This is a genomic window from Thalassotalea euphylliae, from assembly GCF_003390395.1.
GTDB lineage: Bacteria > Pseudomonadota > Gammaproteobacteria > Enterobacterales > Alteromonadaceae > Thalassotalea_F > Thalassotalea_F euphylliae_C.
The window spans coordinates 308986-327559 of the sequence record NZ_QUOV01000001.1; the positions used below are offsets into that span (position 1 = coordinate 308986).

Annotated in this window: 9 protein-coding genes; 7 read left to right on the forward strand and 2 right to left on the reverse strand. The window is 43.7% G+C overall.

Annotated features, from left to right (window positions below):
- Positions 1-276 precede the first annotated feature (276 nt).
- The 7 genes from rpoB to DXX92_RS01465 all read left to right on the forward strand — a co-directional run bounded on the left by rpoB (position 277) and on the right by DXX92_RS01465 (position 15704).
- Positions 277-4305 carry a DNA-directed RNA polymerase subunit beta gene (gene rpoB, locus DXX92_RS01435; protein ID WP_115998791.1) on the forward strand — a complete coding sequence of 1343 codons (4029 nt, stop codon included), beginning with the start codon at positions 277-279 and terminating at the stop codon, positions 4303-4305.
- Between the two features lie 102 nt (positions 4306-4407).
- Positions 4408-8643 (forward strand): DNA-directed RNA polymerase subunit beta', encoded by a 4236-nt coding sequence (gene rpoC, locus DXX92_RS01440; protein WP_115998792.1) that lies wholly within the window; start codon positions 4408-4410, stop codon positions 8641-8643.
- A 413-nt stretch (positions 8644-9056) separates the two neighbouring features.
- Positions 9057-9431, forward strand: coding sequence for a 30S ribosomal protein S12 (rpsL, locus tag DXX92_RS01445; RefSeq protein ID WP_074499547.1), 375 nt, complete (start codon positions 9057-9059; stop codon positions 9429-9431).
- Positions 9432-9515: 84 nt separating this feature from the next.
- The gene (gene rpsG / locus DXX92_RS01450; protein WP_115998793.1) at positions 9516-9989 is read left to right on the forward strand and encodes a 30S ribosomal protein S7; all 474 of its coding nucleotides are present in this window, start codon (positions 9516-9518) and stop codon (positions 9987-9989) included.
- A gap of 198 nt (positions 9990-10187) precedes the next feature.
- Positions 10188-12284, forward strand: coding sequence for an elongation factor G (gene fusA, locus DXX92_RS01455; RefSeq protein ID WP_115998794.1), 2097 nt, complete (start codon positions 10188-10190; stop codon positions 12282-12284).
- 171 nt (positions 12285-12455) lie between these two features.
- On the forward strand, positions 12456-13640 hold the full coding sequence (gene tuf, locus DXX92_RS01460; protein WP_115998782.1) for an elongation factor Tu: 1185 nt from the start codon (positions 12456-12458) through the stop codon (positions 13638-13640).
- 1047 nt (positions 13641-14687) lie between these two features.
- A complete protein-coding gene (locus DXX92_RS01465) occupies positions 14688-15704 on the forward strand; it encodes an energy transducer TonB (protein WP_115998795.1) in 1017 nt (338 codons plus the stop codon).
- A gap of 18 nt (positions 15705-15722) precedes the next feature.
- Here DXX92_RS01465 and DXX92_RS01470 read toward each other — a convergent pair whose 3' ends face one another.
- On the reverse strand, positions 15723-16199 hold the full coding sequence (locus DXX92_RS01470) for a Crp/Fnr family transcriptional regulator (protein WP_115998796.1): 477 nt from the start codon (positions 16197-16199) through the stop codon (positions 15723-15725).
- A 220-nt stretch (positions 16200-16419) separates the two neighbouring features.
- Entirely contained in the window at positions 16420-18504 is a 2085-nt protein-coding gene (gene fusA / locus DXX92_RS01475; protein ID WP_115998797.1) for an elongation factor G, read from the reverse strand.
- Between the last annotated feature and the right edge of the window lie 70 nt (positions 18505-18574).

The window sequence follows — 18574 nt, forward strand, 5'->3', positions numbered from 1 at the left end:
CGGCCTTTTTGCGCTAAATAACGCTAAAATTTGAAAAGCCTTACCTTAAAGGTTTTTTTTCTAAGCGAAACAGTGCAGTATTGTAGGTTAGCTTAATTTATAACCTACACTACAACTAAAAATTTAGACTTAAGCCAAGTTGATTGAGTATTTGCCATAAACCTCGGGCAAGTGCCTAATCAACTTGGCATTTAATGTCATAGCAAAAAGCCCGCTTTAGCTTTTGTCGACAAAGTTAAGGTGGATTCGGTACAACCCAGCTAGCTGAGGAACCCCATGGGATACTCCTACTCTGAAAAGAAACGAATTAGAAAGGACTTTGGTAAAAGTGCACAGGTTATGGATTATCCATTCCTGTTGTCCATCCAACTCGAATCTTTCCGTAAGTTCATTGATATTGACCCTACTGGCGAAACCGGCTTAGAAGCCGCATTTCGTTCAATTTTCCCGATCAAAGCATATTCTGGTAGTTCAGAATTACAATACGTTAGCTACCGTTTAGGTGAGCCATTATTTGACGTTAAAGAATGTCAAATCCGTGGTGTTACTTACTCAGCGCCGCTACGCGTAAAATTACGTTTGGTAATTTACGATAAAGAAGCACCAGCTGGCACCGTAAAAGATATCAAAGAGCAAGAAGTTTACATGGGCGAAATCCCATTAATGACAGAGAACGGTACGTTCGTTATTAATGGTACAGAGCGTGTAATCGTGTCTCAGTTACACCGTTCACCTGGTGTATTCTTCGATCACGATAAAGGTAAAACTCACTCTTCAGGTAAAGTGTTATACAACGCACGTGTAATCCCTTACCGTGGTTCTTGGTTAGACTTTGAGTTCGATCCGAAAGACAACTTATTCGTTCGTATTGACCGTCGTCGTAAGTTACCTGCATCGATTATTTTACGTGCATTAGAATACTCGACAGAAGAAATTCTAGCGATGTTCTACGACACAACGTCTTACGAAATCAAAGGCGACAAGTTAATCATGGAACTTGTGCCTGAGCGTTTACGTGGTGAAACGGCTACATTTGACGTGAAATTACCAAACGGTGATGTACTTGTTGAACAAGGTCGTCGTATTACTGCGCGTCACATTCGCACACTAAGCAAAGAAAACGTGACTGAGCTTGAAGTACCAGCAGAATACATTGTTGGTAAAGTGTTATCACAAGGCTACGTTGACGAGTCAACTGGCGAAGTGATCGCCGAAGCAAATGCTGAGATCACACTAGAGCTACTAGCAGCGCTTAGCCAAGCAGGCCACAAGCAACTTAATACGCTTTACATGAATGAATTCGATGTTGGTTCATACATGTCAGACACTGTGCGTATTGATAGCACAACTAACCGTTTAGAAGCGTTAGTTGAAATCTACCGCATGATGCGTCCTGGTGAGCCACCAACAAAAGACGCAGCTGAAGGCTTATTCGCTAACTTATTCTTCTCATTAGAGCGTTACGACTTATCAACGGTTGGTCGTATGAAGTTCAACCGTCGTGTTGGTCTGAAAGAGTCAACTGGTGAAGGTACGTTATCTAACGATGACATTATCCGCGTAATGAAAACCTTAATCGCGATCCGCGATGGTAAAGGTGAAGTGGATGATATCGATCACTTAGGTAACCGTCGTATCCGTTCAGTTGGTGAAATGGCAGAAAACCAATTCCGTGTTGGTCTAGTACGTGTTGAGCGTGCGGTACGTGAGCGTTTATCACTAGGTGATTTAGACGCAGTTATGCCACAAGACTTAATCAACGCTAAGCCTATTTCTGCTGCGGTTAAAGAATTCTTCGGTTCATCACAACTTTCACAGTTCATGGACCAAAACAACCCGTTATCAGAAGTAACGCACAAGCGTCGTATTTCTGCATTAGGCCCAGGTGGTTTAACACGTGAGCGTGCAGGCTTCGAAGTACGTGACGTTCACCCAACGCACTACGGTCGTGTTTGTCCTATCGAAACGCCGGAAGGTCCAAACATCGGTCTAATTAACTCATTATCATGTTATGCGCGCACTAACGATTATGGTTTCCTAGAAACACCATACCGTAAGATTGTCGATGGCGTAGTAACTGATGAAGTAGATTACCTATCTGCAATTGAAGAAGGTAACTATGTAATCGCACAGGCAAATGCTGAGCGTGATGAAGAAGGTCGTTTAACCAGTGACTTAGTACCGTGTCGCCACAAAAACGAATTCACGCTAATGTCGAAAGATACTGTTCAGTACATGGACGTATCGCCACAGCAAATCGTTTCTGTTGCTGCATCACTTATCCCGTTCCTAGAGCATGATGATGCTAACCGTGCCTTGATGGGCTCGAACATGCAACGTCAAGCTGTACCTACCTTAAAAGTGGACAAGCCACTTGTTGGTACGGGTATGGAGAAAATTGTAGCGGTTGACTCTGGTGTAACAGCCGTTGCTAAACGTGGTGGTGTTATCGATTACGTTGACGCTTCTCGTATCGTTGTAAAAGTTAACGAAGATGAAATGATCCCAGGTGAAGCGGGTATCGACATCTACAACTTAACTAAGTACACACGTTCTAACCAAAATACGTGTATTAACCAACGTCCTAACGTACACATGGGTGATCCGGTTGTACGTGGTGATGTTTTAGCTGATGGCCCGTCAACAGACATGGGTGAATTAGCACTTGGTCAAAACATGCGTTTGGCGTTCATGCCTTGGAATGGTTACAACTTCGAGGATTCGATGTTGCTTTCTGAGCGCGTTGCGCAAGAAGACCGTTTCACGACAATTCACATTCAAGAATTAAGCTGTATCGCTCGTGATACTAAACTTGGCTCTGAAGAAATTACTTCTGATATTCCAAACGTTGGTGAATCCGCGTTAAGCAAGCTAGATGAGTCTGGTGTTGTTTACATTGGTGCGGAAGTAAAAGGTGGTGACATCTTAGTAGGTAAAGTAACGCCTAAAGGTGAAACGCAATTAACGCCAGAAGAAAAACTTTTACGTGCGATTTTCGGTGAGAAAGCAGCTGATGTTAAAGACAGCTCATTACGTGTACCTAACTCAGTATCAGGTACAATCATCGACGTACAAATCTTCACTCGTGACGGTGTAGAAAAAGACAAGCGTGCATTAGAAATTGAAGAAATGCAGCTGAAAGAAGTTAAGAAAGACTTAGGTGACGAGTTCTCTATTTTAGAAGACGGCATCTACGCACGTGCTAAGAAGCTATTACTAGCTGCTGGCATGAACGAGTCTGAGCTTAACAGCATGTCACGCGACAAGTGGTTGGTACAAAACCTTAGCGATGAAGGTCAGCAATCTGAGCTTGAGCAAATCGCTGAGCAGCACGAAACCATCAAAGCGGAATTCGACAAGAAGTACGAAACTAAGCGCCGTAAAATCACTCAAGGTGATGACTTAGCGCCAGGCGTACTTAAGATTGTTAAGGTTTACTTAGCCGTTAAACGTCGCATCCAGCCTGGTGATAAAATGGCGGGTCGTCACGGTAACAAGGGTGTTATCTCAAACGTTGTACCGGTAGAAGATATGCCATACGACGAGAACGGTGTACCAGTTGATATCGTGCTTAACCCACTAGGTGTACCGTCGCGTATGAACATCGGTCAGATCCTAGAAACTCACTTAGGTATGGCGGCACGCGGTATCGGTGAGAAGATTGATCGCATGATCAAGGCGCAACAAAAAGTTGAGAAACTACGTAGCTTCCTAAAAGAAGTATACAACTTAGGTGAATCTCGCCAAGACGTAGATATCGACAACTTCTCTGATGATGAAGTAATGCGTCTAGCGCAAAACCTTCGTGAAGGTTTACCAATCGCAACACCAGTATTTGACGGTGCGAGCGAGCGCGAAATTAAAGACTTATTCAAGTTAGCAGACATGCCAGAAAGCGGTCAATTCACGCTAACTGACGGTCGTACTGGTCGTAAGTTTGAGCGTCCTGTAACCGTAGGTTACATGTACATGCTGAAACTAAACCACTTAGTGGACGACAAGATGCACGCCCGTTCTACTGGTTCTTACTCACTAGTAACTCAGCAGCCACTAGGTGGTAAAGCTCAGTTCGGTGGTCAGCGTTTCGGTGAGATGGAGGTATGGGCACTTGAAGCATACGGTGCTGCCTACACGCTACAAGAAATGCTTACGGTTAAGTCGGATGACGTTAACGGTCGTACTAAAATGTACAAAAACCTTGTTGACGGCGATCACCGTATGGAACCAGGTATGCCTGAATCATTCAATGTATTACTTAAAGAGATCCGCTCTTTAGGTATCAACATTGAGTTGGACGCAGAATAACTGGCCAAGAGCTACTAGCTGACTGGTATAAACATTACCGTTAGCATACGAGGAGGGGAGTTATTCCCCTCTAAAAAGGTTAACTCCGACAGGAGATAGAGTGTGAAAGATTTACTTAAGTTTCTTAAGCAACAAAATCAAACTGAAGAATTCGATGGTATTCGCATCGGATTGGCATCACCAGACTTGATCCGTTCTTGGTCATTCGGTGAAGTAAAAAAGCCTGAAACAATTAACTACCGTACGTTCAAGCCAGAGCGTGACGGTTTATTCTGTGCCCGTATTTTCGGCCCAGTAAAAGATTACGAATGTCTTTGTGGTAAGTACAAGCGCCTTAAGCATCGCGGTGTAATTTGTGAAAAATGTGGCGTTGAAGTTACATTAACAAAAGTTCGTCGTGAGCGTATGGGTCACATCGAACTAGCAAGCCCAGTAGCGCATATCTGGTTCTTAAAATCATTACCATCACGTATCGGTCTTCTTTTAGACATGACACTACGTGACATCGAGCGTGTTCTTTACTTCGAATCATACGTAGTAACAGAACCTGGTATGACAACGCTTGAAAAGAGCCAAATCTTAACAGAAGAAGAGTACCTAGACGCACTAGAAGAGCACGGTGACGAGTTCGACGCGAAAATGGGTGCAGAAGCGGTATTAGCGCTTCTTCAACAAATCGATTTGGAAGGTGAAATTTCACAAATGCGTGAAGAGTTACCTGAGATCGGTTCAGAAACTAAGCGTAAGAAAATCACTAAACGCTTGAAGTTAATGGAAGCATTCGCTCAGTCTGGCAACAAGCCAGAGTGGATGATCATGTCTGTTCTGCCAATTCTTCCGCCAGATTTACGTCCACTAGTGCCACTAGACGGCGGCCGTTTCGCAACATCTGATTTGAACGACCTTTACCGTCGTGTTATCAACCGTAACAACCGTTTGAAGCGTCTTCTTGATCTAGTAGCACCTGACATCATCGTACGTAACGAGAAGCGTATGCTGCAAGAGTCTGTTGATGCTTTATTAGATAACGGTCGTCGTGGTCGTGCAATCACAGGTTCTAACAAACGTCCATTGAAATCACTTGCTGACATGATCAAAGGTAAGCAAGGTCGTTTCCGTCAAAACCTTCTTGGTAAGCGTGTTGACTACTCAGGTCGTTCTGTAATCACTGTAGGTCCAACGTTACGTTTACACCAATGTGGTCTTCCTAAGAAAATGGCACTTGAGCTATTCAAGCCATTTATCTACGGCAAGTTAGAAGCACGTGGTTTAGCAACAACGATTAAAGCGGCTAAGAAATTAGTAGAGCGCGAAGGCGCAGAAGTATGGGATGTATTAGACGAAGTAATTCGTGAACATCCAGTAATGCTTAACCGTGCACCAACACTTCACAGATTGGGTATCCAAGCGTTCGAACCAGTACTTATCGAAGGTAAGGCAATCCATTTACACCCATTAGTTTGTGCGGCATATAACGCTGACTTCGATGGTGACCAAATGGCGGTTCACGTACCGTTAACGTTAGAAGCGCAATTAGAAGCGCGTGCGTTAATGATGTCAACGAACAACGTATTATCACCAGCGAATGGTGACCCAATCATCGTTCCTTCTCAGGACGTTGTATTAGGTCTTTACTACCTAACGCGTGACCGTGTTAACGGTTTAGGTGAAGGTATGGTATTCGCTTCAGCTGCCGAAGCAGAAAAAGCGTACCGCACAGGTGTTGCTGAGCTTCACGCTCGCGTTAAAGTGCGTATCACTGAACACGTTCGCAACGAAGCGGGTGAGTTAGTTGCCCAAACTACGTTAAAAGACACCACAGTTGGTCGTACTATTTTATGGCAAATTTGTCCTGAAGGTTTACCGTTCGAGCTAATCGACCAGCCTTTAGGTAAAAAGCCAATTTCACGCTTAATTAACCATGCATACCGTAACTTAGGTCTGAAAGAGACAGTTATCTTTGCTGACCACATCATGTACACAGGTTTCCACTACGCGATGATCGCGGGTGCGTCCGTTGGTATCGACGACATGGTTATCCCAGATGAGAAGTACACTATCATCGACGGTGCGGAAGAAGAAGTTGCTGAAATCCAAGAGCAGTTCGACCAAGGTCTTGTAACTGCGGGTGAGAAATACAACAAAGTAATCGATATCTGGTCATCAGCTAACGAAAAAGTTTCGAAAGCAATGATGGACAACTTATCGAAAGAAAGCGTTGAAAACCGTGACGGTGAGATGGAAGAGCAAGACTCATTCAACTCTATCTTCATGATGGCTGACTCGGGTGCTCGTGGTAGTGCCGCTCAGATCCGTCAGCTAGCGGGTATGCGTGGTCTAATGGCAAAACCAGATGGTTCAATCATCGAAACGCCAATCACTGCGAACTTCCGTGAAGGTCTAAACGTACTTCAGTACTTCATCTCAACTCACGGTGCTCGTAAAGGTCTTGCCGATACCGCACTTAAGACAGCGAACTCTGGTTACTTAACCCGTCGTCTAGTAGATGTTGCACAAGATTTAGTTGTAACTGAGCATGACTGTGGCACACACGAAGGTCTAACCATGACACCGCTAATCGAAGGTGGTGACGTTGTTGAACCATTACGTGAGCGTGTACTAGGTCGTGTTGTTTGTGAAGATGTCTTAATTCCAGGTACTGAAGATGTATTACTACCACGTAACACACTAATTGATGAAAAATTATGTGACGTGTTAGAAGAGCACTCAGTTGACCAAGTTAAAGTACGCTCAATTATTACGTGTGCGACTGACTTTGGTATTTGTGCCCACTGTTACGGTCGTGACCTAGCACGTGGTCATATGATTAACCAAGGTGAAGCAGTTGGTGTTGTTGCAGCACAGTCAATCGGTGAGCCAGGTACACAGCTAACCATGCGTACGTTCCACATTGGTGGTGCGGCATCACGAGCGTCGGCAGAAAACTCTGTACAAGTGAAGAACACTGGTACGCTTAAACTGCAAAATGCTAAGTTCGTTAACAACTCTGAAGGTCACGTAGTTATTACTTCACGTTCTTCTGAGCTGACAGTTATTGACGAGTTAGGTCGTGAGAAAGAGCGTTATAAAGTGCCTTACGGTGCAGTACTAGCGAAGAAAGACGGTGAAGCGATTGAGGCAGGTGAAACAGTAGCAAACTGGGATCCACATACGCATCCAATCATCACTGAGGTAGCAGGTAAGATCAAATTTGTTGACCTAATCGAAGGTTTAACAATGACGCGTCAAACGGATGAGTTAACGGGTCTATCTAGCACTGTTGTTACTGATCCAAACCAACGTAGCTCTGCGGGTAAAGAAATGCGCCCAATGGTTAAGCTAGTTGATGCTGCAGGTAACGATGTGATGATCGCGGGTACTGATATTCCAGCACAATACTTCTTACCAGGTAACGCAATCGTTAACCTAGAAGATGGTGCAGAAGTTGGTATCGGTGACGCATTAGCACGTATTCCACAAGAGTCTTCTAAGACTCGTGATATTACCGGTGGTCTACCGCGAGTTGCTGACTTGTTCGAAGCGCGTAAGCCGAAAGAGCCTGCAATTCTTGCTGAGAAGACGGGTATCATTGGTTTCGGTAAAGAAACGAAAGGTAAACGTCGTCTATTGATCACGCAGCCTGATGGTACGGTATACGAAGAGATGATTCCTAAGTGGCGTCAACTTAACGTGTTCGAAGGTGAATCTGTACAGAAAGGTGAAGTTATTGCCGATGGTCCAGAGTCGCCGCATGATATCTTACGTCTACGTGGCGTAGCTGATGTTGCTAACTACATCGTGAACGAAGTTCAAGACGTTTACCGTCTACAAGGTGTAAAAATCAATGATAAGCACATCGAAGTTATCGTTCGTCAGATGATCCGTAAGTGTGAAATCGTTGATGGTGGTGATTCAGAATTCCTGAAAGGCGAACAAGTTGAAGTGGCACGCGTTAACATCGCAAACCGTGAACTTGAAGCCGCAGGCAAGCAACCAGCTGAATACGAGATGCAAATGATGGGTATTACTAAAGCATCACTTGCAACTGAATCATTTATCTCAGCGGCATCGTTCCAAGAGACAACGCGTGTACTTACTGAAGCTGCTGTAGCAGGTAAGAAAGACGGTTTACGTGGTCTGAAAGAGAACGTTATCGTTGGTCGCTTAATCCCAGCAGGTACAGGTTACGCTTACCACCAAGACCGTATGCGCAAGCGTAACGCGGCGATGGAAGAAGAAGTAACAGTATCAGCTGACGAAGCAGCACAAGCACTAAGTGACGCACTAAATGCTGACTTAGACGCTGAGTCAAACGATCAAAACGATCCAGTGTTATAAACCATAGCACTGAATGATGACTGAAAAGGCCGCTCAACTGAGCGGCCTTTTTTATATGTGAATATCTCTTTTGTACCACAGCTTGGTAATTTAAGTATTACAAGTATTTCAAATAGGCTTTCTCGCCTGAATAAATAAATGCTCGATATTGCTAAGTCGCAACTAATTCAAGCACCGTCTATCACCCTTAATTCACCATTCGTTTCCCCAAAGATCCTTAAATATCCTCAAAAAGGATCCTTAATCGCTTTTTGCTTGACAGTTCAAAGCTTGACCATTAGAATTCTGCGACCTTTTAATCTGTGCCTAGTTGCGTAGTTTTTAAAAGGTTTGATTTTTACACGTTTAAGAGGGTGTGAAGTTGGTAGGTACTACTGATGTTCGCACATGTTTTAACTTAATCAGGAGCTATAATGGCAACTATTAACCAATTGGTACGTAAACCACGTGTCAGACAAGTACAAAAAAGTAACGTACCTGCGTTACAAGCTTGTCCACAGCGTCGTGGTGTATGTACTCGTGTATATACTACTACACCTAAAAAACCTAACTCAGCACTACGTAAAGTAGCTCGTGTACGTTTAACTAACGGTTACGAAGTTACTTCTTACATCGGTGGTGAAGGTCACAACTTACAAGAGCATAGCGTTATCTTAATCCGTGGTGGTCGTGTTAAAGACTTACCTGGTGTTCGCTATCACACTGTTCGTGGCGCACTTGACTGTTCAGGTGTTAACGATCGTAGACAAGGCCGTTCTAAGTACGGTGCTAAGCGCCCTAAATCTTAACGGTTCTCCGTCAAGTAAGGCCAAACTAACTTTTAATTTTTAATTGTTTTGGGAATATCCTGAAGCTATATCGGAGAATTTAAAATGCCAAGAAGACGCGTCGTAGGGCAACGTAAAATATTGCCAGACCCGAAGTTCGGTAACGAATTATTAGCAAAATTCATCAACATCCTTATGGTTGATGGTAAAAAAGCTGTTGCAGAAAAAATCGTTTATGGTGCACTAGACATCTTAGCGGAAAAAAACAACGAGAAAGAACACCTAGACCTTTTCGAAGAAGCGCTAGAAAACATCCGCCCAGCGGTTGAAGTTAAGTCTCGTCGTGTTGGTGGTTCTACTTACCAAGTTCCAGTTGAAGTTCGTCCAGTACGTCGTAACGCACTAGCCATGCGTTGGTTAGTTGAAGCAGCTCGTAAACGTGGTGAAAAATCAATGGCTCAGCGTCTAGCTAACGAAATGTTAGATGCAGCTGAGAACAAAGGTTCAGCGGTTAAGAAACGTGAAGACGTTCACCGTATGGCCGAAGCGAACAAAGCGTTCGCACATTACCGTTGGTAATATAAAGGCAAGCGTAGTGACATCTTATTGTCACTACGCTTTTCTATACTTCCGATAGGGAGTTACTGGCGTCTTTACAGGCGACTAATTTTCAAAAGTGTTTATCTGCATTGAGTACTTTTTAAAGTTAGTTTAAGGCAACAAGTTAGCGATATTCAGTAATCGTTCAAAGGTTGCCCTAGCACAGAGGATACATAAGTGGCTCGTACAACACCTATTGAGCGTTACCGTAATATCGGTATTTGTGCTCACGTTGACGCAGGTAAAACAACAACAACAGAACGTGTACTTTTCTACACGGGTCTATCTCACAAAATCGGTGAAGTGCACGATGGTGCCGCAACCATGGACTGGATGGAACAAGAGCAAGAGCGTGGTATTACGATTACTTCAGCTGCAACCACTTGTTTCTGGAAAGGTATGGACGCGCAATTTGAAGATCACCGCGTAAACATCATTGATACTCCGGGTCACGTTGATTTCACTATCGAAGTAGAGCGTTCATTACGTGTGCTTGATGGTGCAGTACTAGTACTATGTGCGTCTTCAGGTGTACAACCACAAACCGAAACGGTTTGGCGCCAAATGGAAAAATACGCTGTGCCACGTATGGTATTCGTCAACAAGATGGACCGTATGGGCGCAAACTTCCTAAATGTTGTTGACCAAATTAAGAACCGCTTAGGCGCTAATGCGGTACCTATGCAGTTAGCGATTGGTAGCGAGGAAGATTTCACAGGGGTTGTTGACCTAGTGAAAATGAAAGCGATTAACTGGAATGAAGCCGATCAAGGCATGACCTTCACTTATGAAGACATTCCAGCAGATATGCAAGACTTAGCTGAAGAATGGCGTGAAAACCTAGTGTCAGAAGCGGCTGAAGCAAACGATGACTTGATGGAGAAATACCTAGAAGAAGGTGATCTGTCAGAGGAAGAAATCAAAGCTGGTCTTCGCCAACGTACACTTGCTAACGAAATCGTATTATGTGCTTGTGGCTCAGCCTTTAAGAACAAAGGCGTCCAAGCGGTACTTGATGCCGTAATTGAGTACTTACCAGCACCAACAGAAGTTGAAGCGATTAAAGGTATTAACGAAGACGAGTCTGAAGGTGTTCGAGAAGCTGATGACAATGCGCCATTTGCTGCATTGGCATTTAAAATCGCCACTGACCCATTTGTGGGTACGTTAACGTTCTTCCGCACCTACTCAGGTGTTGTTCAAACTGGCGACAGTGTTTACAACCCAGTCAAAGGCAAGAAAGAGCGCTTTGGTCGTATTGTGCAAATGCACTCAAACGACCGTCAAGAAATTAAAGAAGTTCGCGCTGGCGATATTGCAGCTGCAATTGGCTTAAAAGATGTGACTACCGGTGACACGCTTTGTGATAATAACAATATTATCACGTTAGAGCGTATGGAATTCCCAGAGCCGGTGATCTCCGTTGCTGTAGAGCCAAAAACAAAAGCAGACCAAGAGAAAATGGGTATCGCGTTAGGCAAGCTAGCGGCAGAAGATCCATCATTCCGCGTAGAGACAGATGAAGAGTCAGGCCAAACCATCATTTCTGGTATGGGTGAGCTACACTTAGATATCATTGTCGACCGCATGATGCGTGAATTCAAAGTTGACTGTAACGTTGGTAAGCCACAAGTTGCCTACCGTGAAAGCATTCGTTCAACGGTTGAAGCGGAAGGTAAATTTGTTCGTCAATCAGGTGGCCGTGGTCAATTCGGTCATGTTTGGTTGAAAATGGAACCAATCGAAGGCGATGGTTTCGAATTCGTTAATGAGATTGTTGGTGGTGTGGTTCCAAAAGAATACATCCCAGCAGTTGAAAAAGGTTGTAAAGAGCAGATGGAATCTGGCGTATTAGCCGGTTACCCGCTGCTTGGCGTTAAAGTCACGTTATACGATGGTTCATTCCACGACGTTGACTCTAACGAAATGGCGTTTAAAATCGCTGCGTCTATGGGCTTTAAGAAAGGTGCAATGGAAGCCAATCCTGCACTACTAGAGCCAATGATGAAAGTAGAAGTGACAACGCCAGAAGAGAACATGGGTGATGTGGTAGGCGATTTAAACCGTCGTCGCGGCATGATCGATGGGATGGACGAAGGCCCTGCTGGTATGAAGCTCGTTAACGCGCTTGTGCCATTGGCAGAGATGTTTGGCTACGCAACTGATTTACGTAGTGCAACACAAGGTCGCGCCTCTTATTCTATGGAGTTTTCTAAGTATGCAGAGGCTCCAAAAGCAGTAGCTGACTCAGTTATTGAATCCCGAGGGGGCTAGCCTTTTTTAAAGGTGAACTTTCTCGCACTTTAGTGGTGGTGCACAAGGCACTGGCATTGCTTTGACAAGAGAATTCGCATTCTCTACAATCAGTGCCTTGCTGCTCAGTGGTCAACAGTCGCTAAGTGCTAAAAATTAAATTTAATTGGTAATCTTTAAGGTACATGTAAAATGGCTAAAGAAAAATTTGAACGTTCGAAACCGCACGTAAACGTTGGTACTATCGGCCACGTTGACCACGGTAAAACTACTTTAACAGCTGCTATCTCTGCAGTATTAACAAAAACTCACGGTGGTGAAGTTCGTGATTTCGCTCAAATCGATAACGCTCCAGAAGAGCGTGAGCGTGGTATTACAATCAATACTTCTCACATCGAGTACGATACAGAAACACGTCACTACGCACACGTAGACTGTCCAGGTCACGCCGATTATGTTAAAAACATGATCACTGGTGCTGCTCAAATGGACGGCGCAATCTTAGTATGTGCTGCGACTGATGGTCCTATGCCACAAACTCGTGAGCACATCCTTCTTTCTCGCCAAGTAGGTGTACCTTACATTATCGTATTCTTAAACAAGTGTGACATGGTAGACGACGAAGAGCTACTTGAGCTTGTAGAGATGGAAGTTCGTGAACTTCTTTCAGAATACGACTTCCCAGGTGACGACTTACCAGTAATCCAAGGTTCTGCATTAGGCGCACTTAACGGTGAAGCACAATGGGAAGAGAAAATCCTTGAGCTTGCTAACCAGTTAGACACTTACATTCCAGAGCCAGAGCGTGCAATCGACGGTGACTTCATCTTACCAATCGAAGACGTATTCTCAATCCAAGGTCGTGGTACTGTAGTAACAGGTCGTGTTGAGCGTGGTATCATCACAGTAGGTGACGACGTAGAAATCGTAGGTATCAAAGAAACTACAACTACTACTTGTACTGGTGTTGAAATGTTCCGTAAGCTTCTTGACGAAGGTCGTGCGGGTGAGAACTGTGGTGTTCTTCTTCGTGGTACTAAGCGTGACGAAGTACAACGTGGTCAAGTACTAGCTAAGCCTGGTTCAATCACTCCACACACTAAGTTCGAGTCTGAAGTTTACGTACTTACTAAAGACGAAGGTGGCCGTCACACGCCATTCTTCAAAGGCTACCGTCCACAGTTCTACTTCCGTACAACTGACATCACTGGTGCTGTAGAGCTTCCAGAAGGTGTAGAAATGGTAATGCCTGGCGACAACTTGAAGTTTGTTGTTGAGCTAATCAACCCAATCGCGATGGACGAAGGTTTACGCTTCGCAATCCGTGAAGGTGGCCGCACAGTAGGTGCTGGTGTTGTATCTAAAATCATCGACTAATATCGATAGATTCTAGAATACACAACGAAGAAGGTCGCGCAAGCGGCCTTTTTTGCGCCCTGGGGTTTAGCAAATTGTGGTGCTATTTAAAGCGGCTGAAATAATACGCTGATGCTAGGTGCTGGTGTTGTATCGCTATACCTAAGGGAAGCATCGACTAAACTCGATAGAGTCTAGAATACACGTTGAGAAGGTCGCGCAAGCGGCCTTTTTTGCGTTTAGGGTTTAGTAAATTGTGGTGTTATTTAAAGCGGCTGAAAGGATTCGCTGATGCTAGGTGCTGGCGTTATATCGCTATACCTAAGAGAAGCATCGACTAAACTCGATAGGTGCTAGAATACACGCTGAGAAGGTTGCGAAAGCGGCCTTTTTTACGTTTAGGGTTTAGCAAATTGTGGTGCTATTTAAAGCGGCTGAAATAATACGCTGATGCTAGGTGCTGGCGTTGTATCGCTACACCTAAGAGATGCATCGACTAATATCGATAGACTCGAGAATACACGTTGAGAAAGGTCGCGCGAGCGGCCTTTTTTGCGTTTGGGGTTTAGCAAATTTTTTGGTGAACCCAAAGCAGGCAATTTAGGTGCTGGCGTTGTATCGCTGCACCTGAGACATGCATAAACCAATATCGATAGACTCGAGAATACACGTTGAGAAAGGTCGCGAAAGCGGCCTTTTTTGCGTCTGGGGTTTAGCAAATTGTGGTGCTATTTAAAGCGGCTGGAATAATACGCTGATGCTAAGTGCTGGCGTTGTATCGCTATATTTAAGACATGCATCAACTAATATCGATAGACTCTAGAATATATAACGGAAAAGGTCGTAAGAGCAGCCTTTTGCGTTTGGGATTGTAAAGGTGTACGCCAATTATTAGGGCGTAATCTTGAAACACGCAGGTTCTAGTGTTGGAATAATACCAATATTGGCTCAATCGCCTAGGCTTGAAGAATAATAACTGATTTTAACTAGTTTTTATCTGGTGTTAGGATACCTGTAAAGTAAGCTATTGTTTTGCTTGTCGCACCTTTTACTCATGGATGATGATTAATGCGCTATATTCTTTGTTTATTGTTCTTGTCTTTTGCTTGCTCCTCGCAAGTCTTTATCCCTGCCAAGTTATTGGATAATGCCAATAAAAAGTATCGTGAAGATAGCTTTGCGTCTCGAGTAGAATCGTATGCTTACATAAGTTTTGTTATCAATAAAGAAGGCAAAGCAACTGACATAGTCCTTATAGACAAAAGTGACTTTAGAGATATTTCGGGGGTGGCAAAGCAATGGCTTAAAAACCTAACTTACCAGCCAGCGAGAATTTATGATAAGCCTATCAATAGTGAGCAAAGACTACTATGGCGTTATGACAAAGCGCTAAGTAGTGGCTCTAACGATGGAATATCACCTCGCTTTGCTCAGTCATATGAGAAAACTAAGTCATTAGTCAAAGACAATGACGTTAAGGCAGAACATGAGTTGAACAACGTAAAGCAAGCTACGAAGAACTTAACTGAACAAGCATTTTACGCATTTATTAGTAGTTTTGTTTATGCACAGGCAAAGGATTGGCCTCGCTATGGCGAGCACGTGTTTGATGCTTGGATGCTAAAAGACTTCTTAGATAATCACTCGGCTTACACGGCAACAAAAAACTTATTCGATTATGCACTTTACAAGCAAGATCATCGGCTTGCACTGGAAGTCGCTAACTCCTTTAAAACCTTATCAGGAATTGAGATATCTGCTCAGGTTTACCAGTCTTATTATGATAGCGTGCAGCAGAGTATCGAGCAGCACAAGGAAATAACCAAGCGCTATTCTATCAGTGAAGAGTCTCCTGCTTATCACGCTATCACCAGGCGAGAAGTTCAACTAGAAACAGTTAGTGATAATGTGGAAGCTCAACTTCGCTGTAAAAACCATGTCGAAAATGTTTCCATAACAGAAATGCTATTAATTCCTTCAACAGCAATTGATTGTCGCTTGCTTGTCCGAGCAACGGAAGACACCGAGCTAACTATAGTTGAAAGCGGGGCTGTGCATATTAAGTTAGGCGAGATATTGGATTAGGGTGATCGCTAAGTGCGATCAGCTTTCAGGGGAGTACTTGTGATGAAAATCTTGGATTTGTCCGCTAAGGTATACAATTCGCTCTGCCATTCCTTCAATAACGGCATCTTTAAATTTGTCCTTCAAAGCATGTGGCAGGCCATGCAAGGTGTCTTGATCCATACAAAGCACAATAACTTCGTTTAAGGCTTTAGCAGTAGCACTTTTAGGCCTTTTCTTAATAAAGCTACCTTCACCTATAAACTGACCTGCTTTGATAACACCAAGCGCTTGAGAGCCTCCTTGTTTAAGTATTTCTACTTCACCGGATAGCACGATATAGAAATGACTGTTGTGATCTAACTCAGATTGCACAAATTGATTTGGCTTACAGTTATAGACTTTACTTTTTTGGAGCAGTAACTCACGCTGCGCTATGGTAAAGCCCTTAAAGAAATTTATGCGACCAATTATCTCAAGTAGTTTTAGTTTGGAAATTTTATTAAGCGGTAACATAGCGTTAAACCATTACATCACTAGCAGCTTATTTTGCCGAGCTAAATTGATTAGTCAATGGCTATGCTAATTAGTGAGTGTAATTTTACTATTCCAAAATAGATAACATTGCCAGAAGCAGCGCTAATTGAAATTTCTGGCTTTCATTGTGTAGTTGAAAAACAGATATAAAAAAGCCCCGCATTAGCGAGGCTTTTTCGAAACACTTTAAAAAACTAAATTACTTAGCTTCTTTACGTGCCTTAACTTCAGCAATAACTTCTTCTGCTACGTTGTTTGGAGCAGCTGAGTAGTGGCTGAATTCCATTGAGAATTGACCACGACCTGAAGTGATTGTACGTAAGTGACCGATGTAACCAAACATTTCTGATAATGGCACGTCTGCTTTAATGCGAACGCCAGTAGTACCAGCTTCTTGGTCTTTGATCATACCACGACGACGGTTAAGGTCACCGATTACGTCACCAACGTTGTCTTCTGGCGTGAACACGTCAACTTTCATCACTGGCTCTAGTAATTGAGCACCAGCTTTAGGCATTGATTGACGGAATGCACCTTTTGCTGCGATTTCGAAAGCTACTGCTGACGAGTCAACTGCGTGGTAGCCACCGTCGTATAGTTCAACTTCAACGTCAAGCACTGGGAAGCCAGCAACTGGACCTTCTTCCATCATGCTTGCGAAACCTTTTTCGATCGCAGGGAAGAATTCTTTAGGAACGTTACCACCAACAACTGTTGAAGTGAACTTGAAGCCAGTGTTTGGCTCGCCTGGCTTGATGCGGTAGTCGATCTTACCGAACTGACCAGAACCACCAGATTGTTTCTTATGTGTGTAAGAATCTTCAATCGCTTGCGTGATAGTTTCACGGTACGCTACTTGTGGCTTACCAACTTCTAATTCAACACCGTAAGTACGCTTAAGGATGTCTACTTTGATGTCTAAGTGAAGTTCACCCATACCTTTAAGGATGGTTTCACCTGAGTCTTCGTCAGTTTCAACTTGGAACGTTGGATCTTCAGCAACCATCTTACCGATCGCGATACCCATCTTCTCAGCACCACCTTTCTCTTTTGGAGAAACAGCGATTGAGATTACTGGCTCTGGGAATACCATCGCTTCAAGAGTACAAGGTTGTTTCACGTCACATAATGTGTGACCAGTTTGAACGTTCTTCATACCTACGATTGCAAGAATGTCACCCGCTTGTGCTTCAGTAAGCTCGGTACGGTCTTCCGCTTGCATCTCTACCATACGGCCGATACGCTCAGTTTTACCTGTGAATGAGTTAAGTACTGTGTCACCTTTCTTAAGACGACCAGAGTAAATACGTACGAACGTAAGTGCACCGAAACGGTCATCCATAATTTTGAATGCTAATGCACGGAACGGCTCTTCAGCGTCAACTAGTGCGAATTCACCAGTAGGCTCACCTTCTTCGTCAGTTAGTGGCTGTGGTGGAACTTCAGTTGGCGACGGTAAGTAGTCAACAACAGCGTCAAGAAGAAGTTGCATACCTTTGTTCTTGAATGCAGAACCACAGTATGTAGGGAAGAACAATAGTTCGTTAGTACCTTTACGGATACAAGCTTTGATTTGCTCTTCAGTCGGCTCAACACCTTCCATGTATTCCATTAATAAGTCATCGTCTGCTTCTAGTGCAGTTTCGATTAACATTTCACGGTACTCAGCAGCTTGGTCTACCATGTCTGCAGGAATGTCTTGAACTTCGTAGTTTTCTGGTTGACCTGAGTCATCCCATACATAAGCTTTTTGGCTTAATACGTCAACAACACCAACGAAGTTATCTTCTTCACCAATTGGTAAAGTCATAACTAGTGGGTTTGCGCCAAGTACGTTTTTCACTTGGTCTTTAACGCGGAAGAAGTTTGCACCTAAACGGTCTAACTTGTTAACGAAGATCAAACGAGCAACTTTTGACTCGTTCGCGTAACGCCAGTTAGTTTCTGATTGCGGCTCAACACCACCAGAACCACAGAATACACCAATACCACCATCAAGAACTTTAAGAGAACGGTAAACTTCAACAGTGAAGTCAACGTGACCCGGGGTGTCGATTACGTTAAAACGGTGCTTTTTCCACTCACAAGTTACAGCAGCAGACTGGATAGTAATACCACGCTCAGCTTCTTGCTCCATGAAGTCAGTAGTAGATTCACCATCGTGAACTTCACCGATCTTGTGGATCATACCTGTAAGTTTCAAAATTCGTTCAGTTGTTGTGGTTTTACCAGCATCAACGTGAGCGAAAATACCAATATTTCTGTATTTTGATAAATCTGCCATTTTCTTGCTCTGCTTGTACCTAATTAAAATCAATTAGGGGTTAGTGATTAAAAACCGCGCGAGTATACCA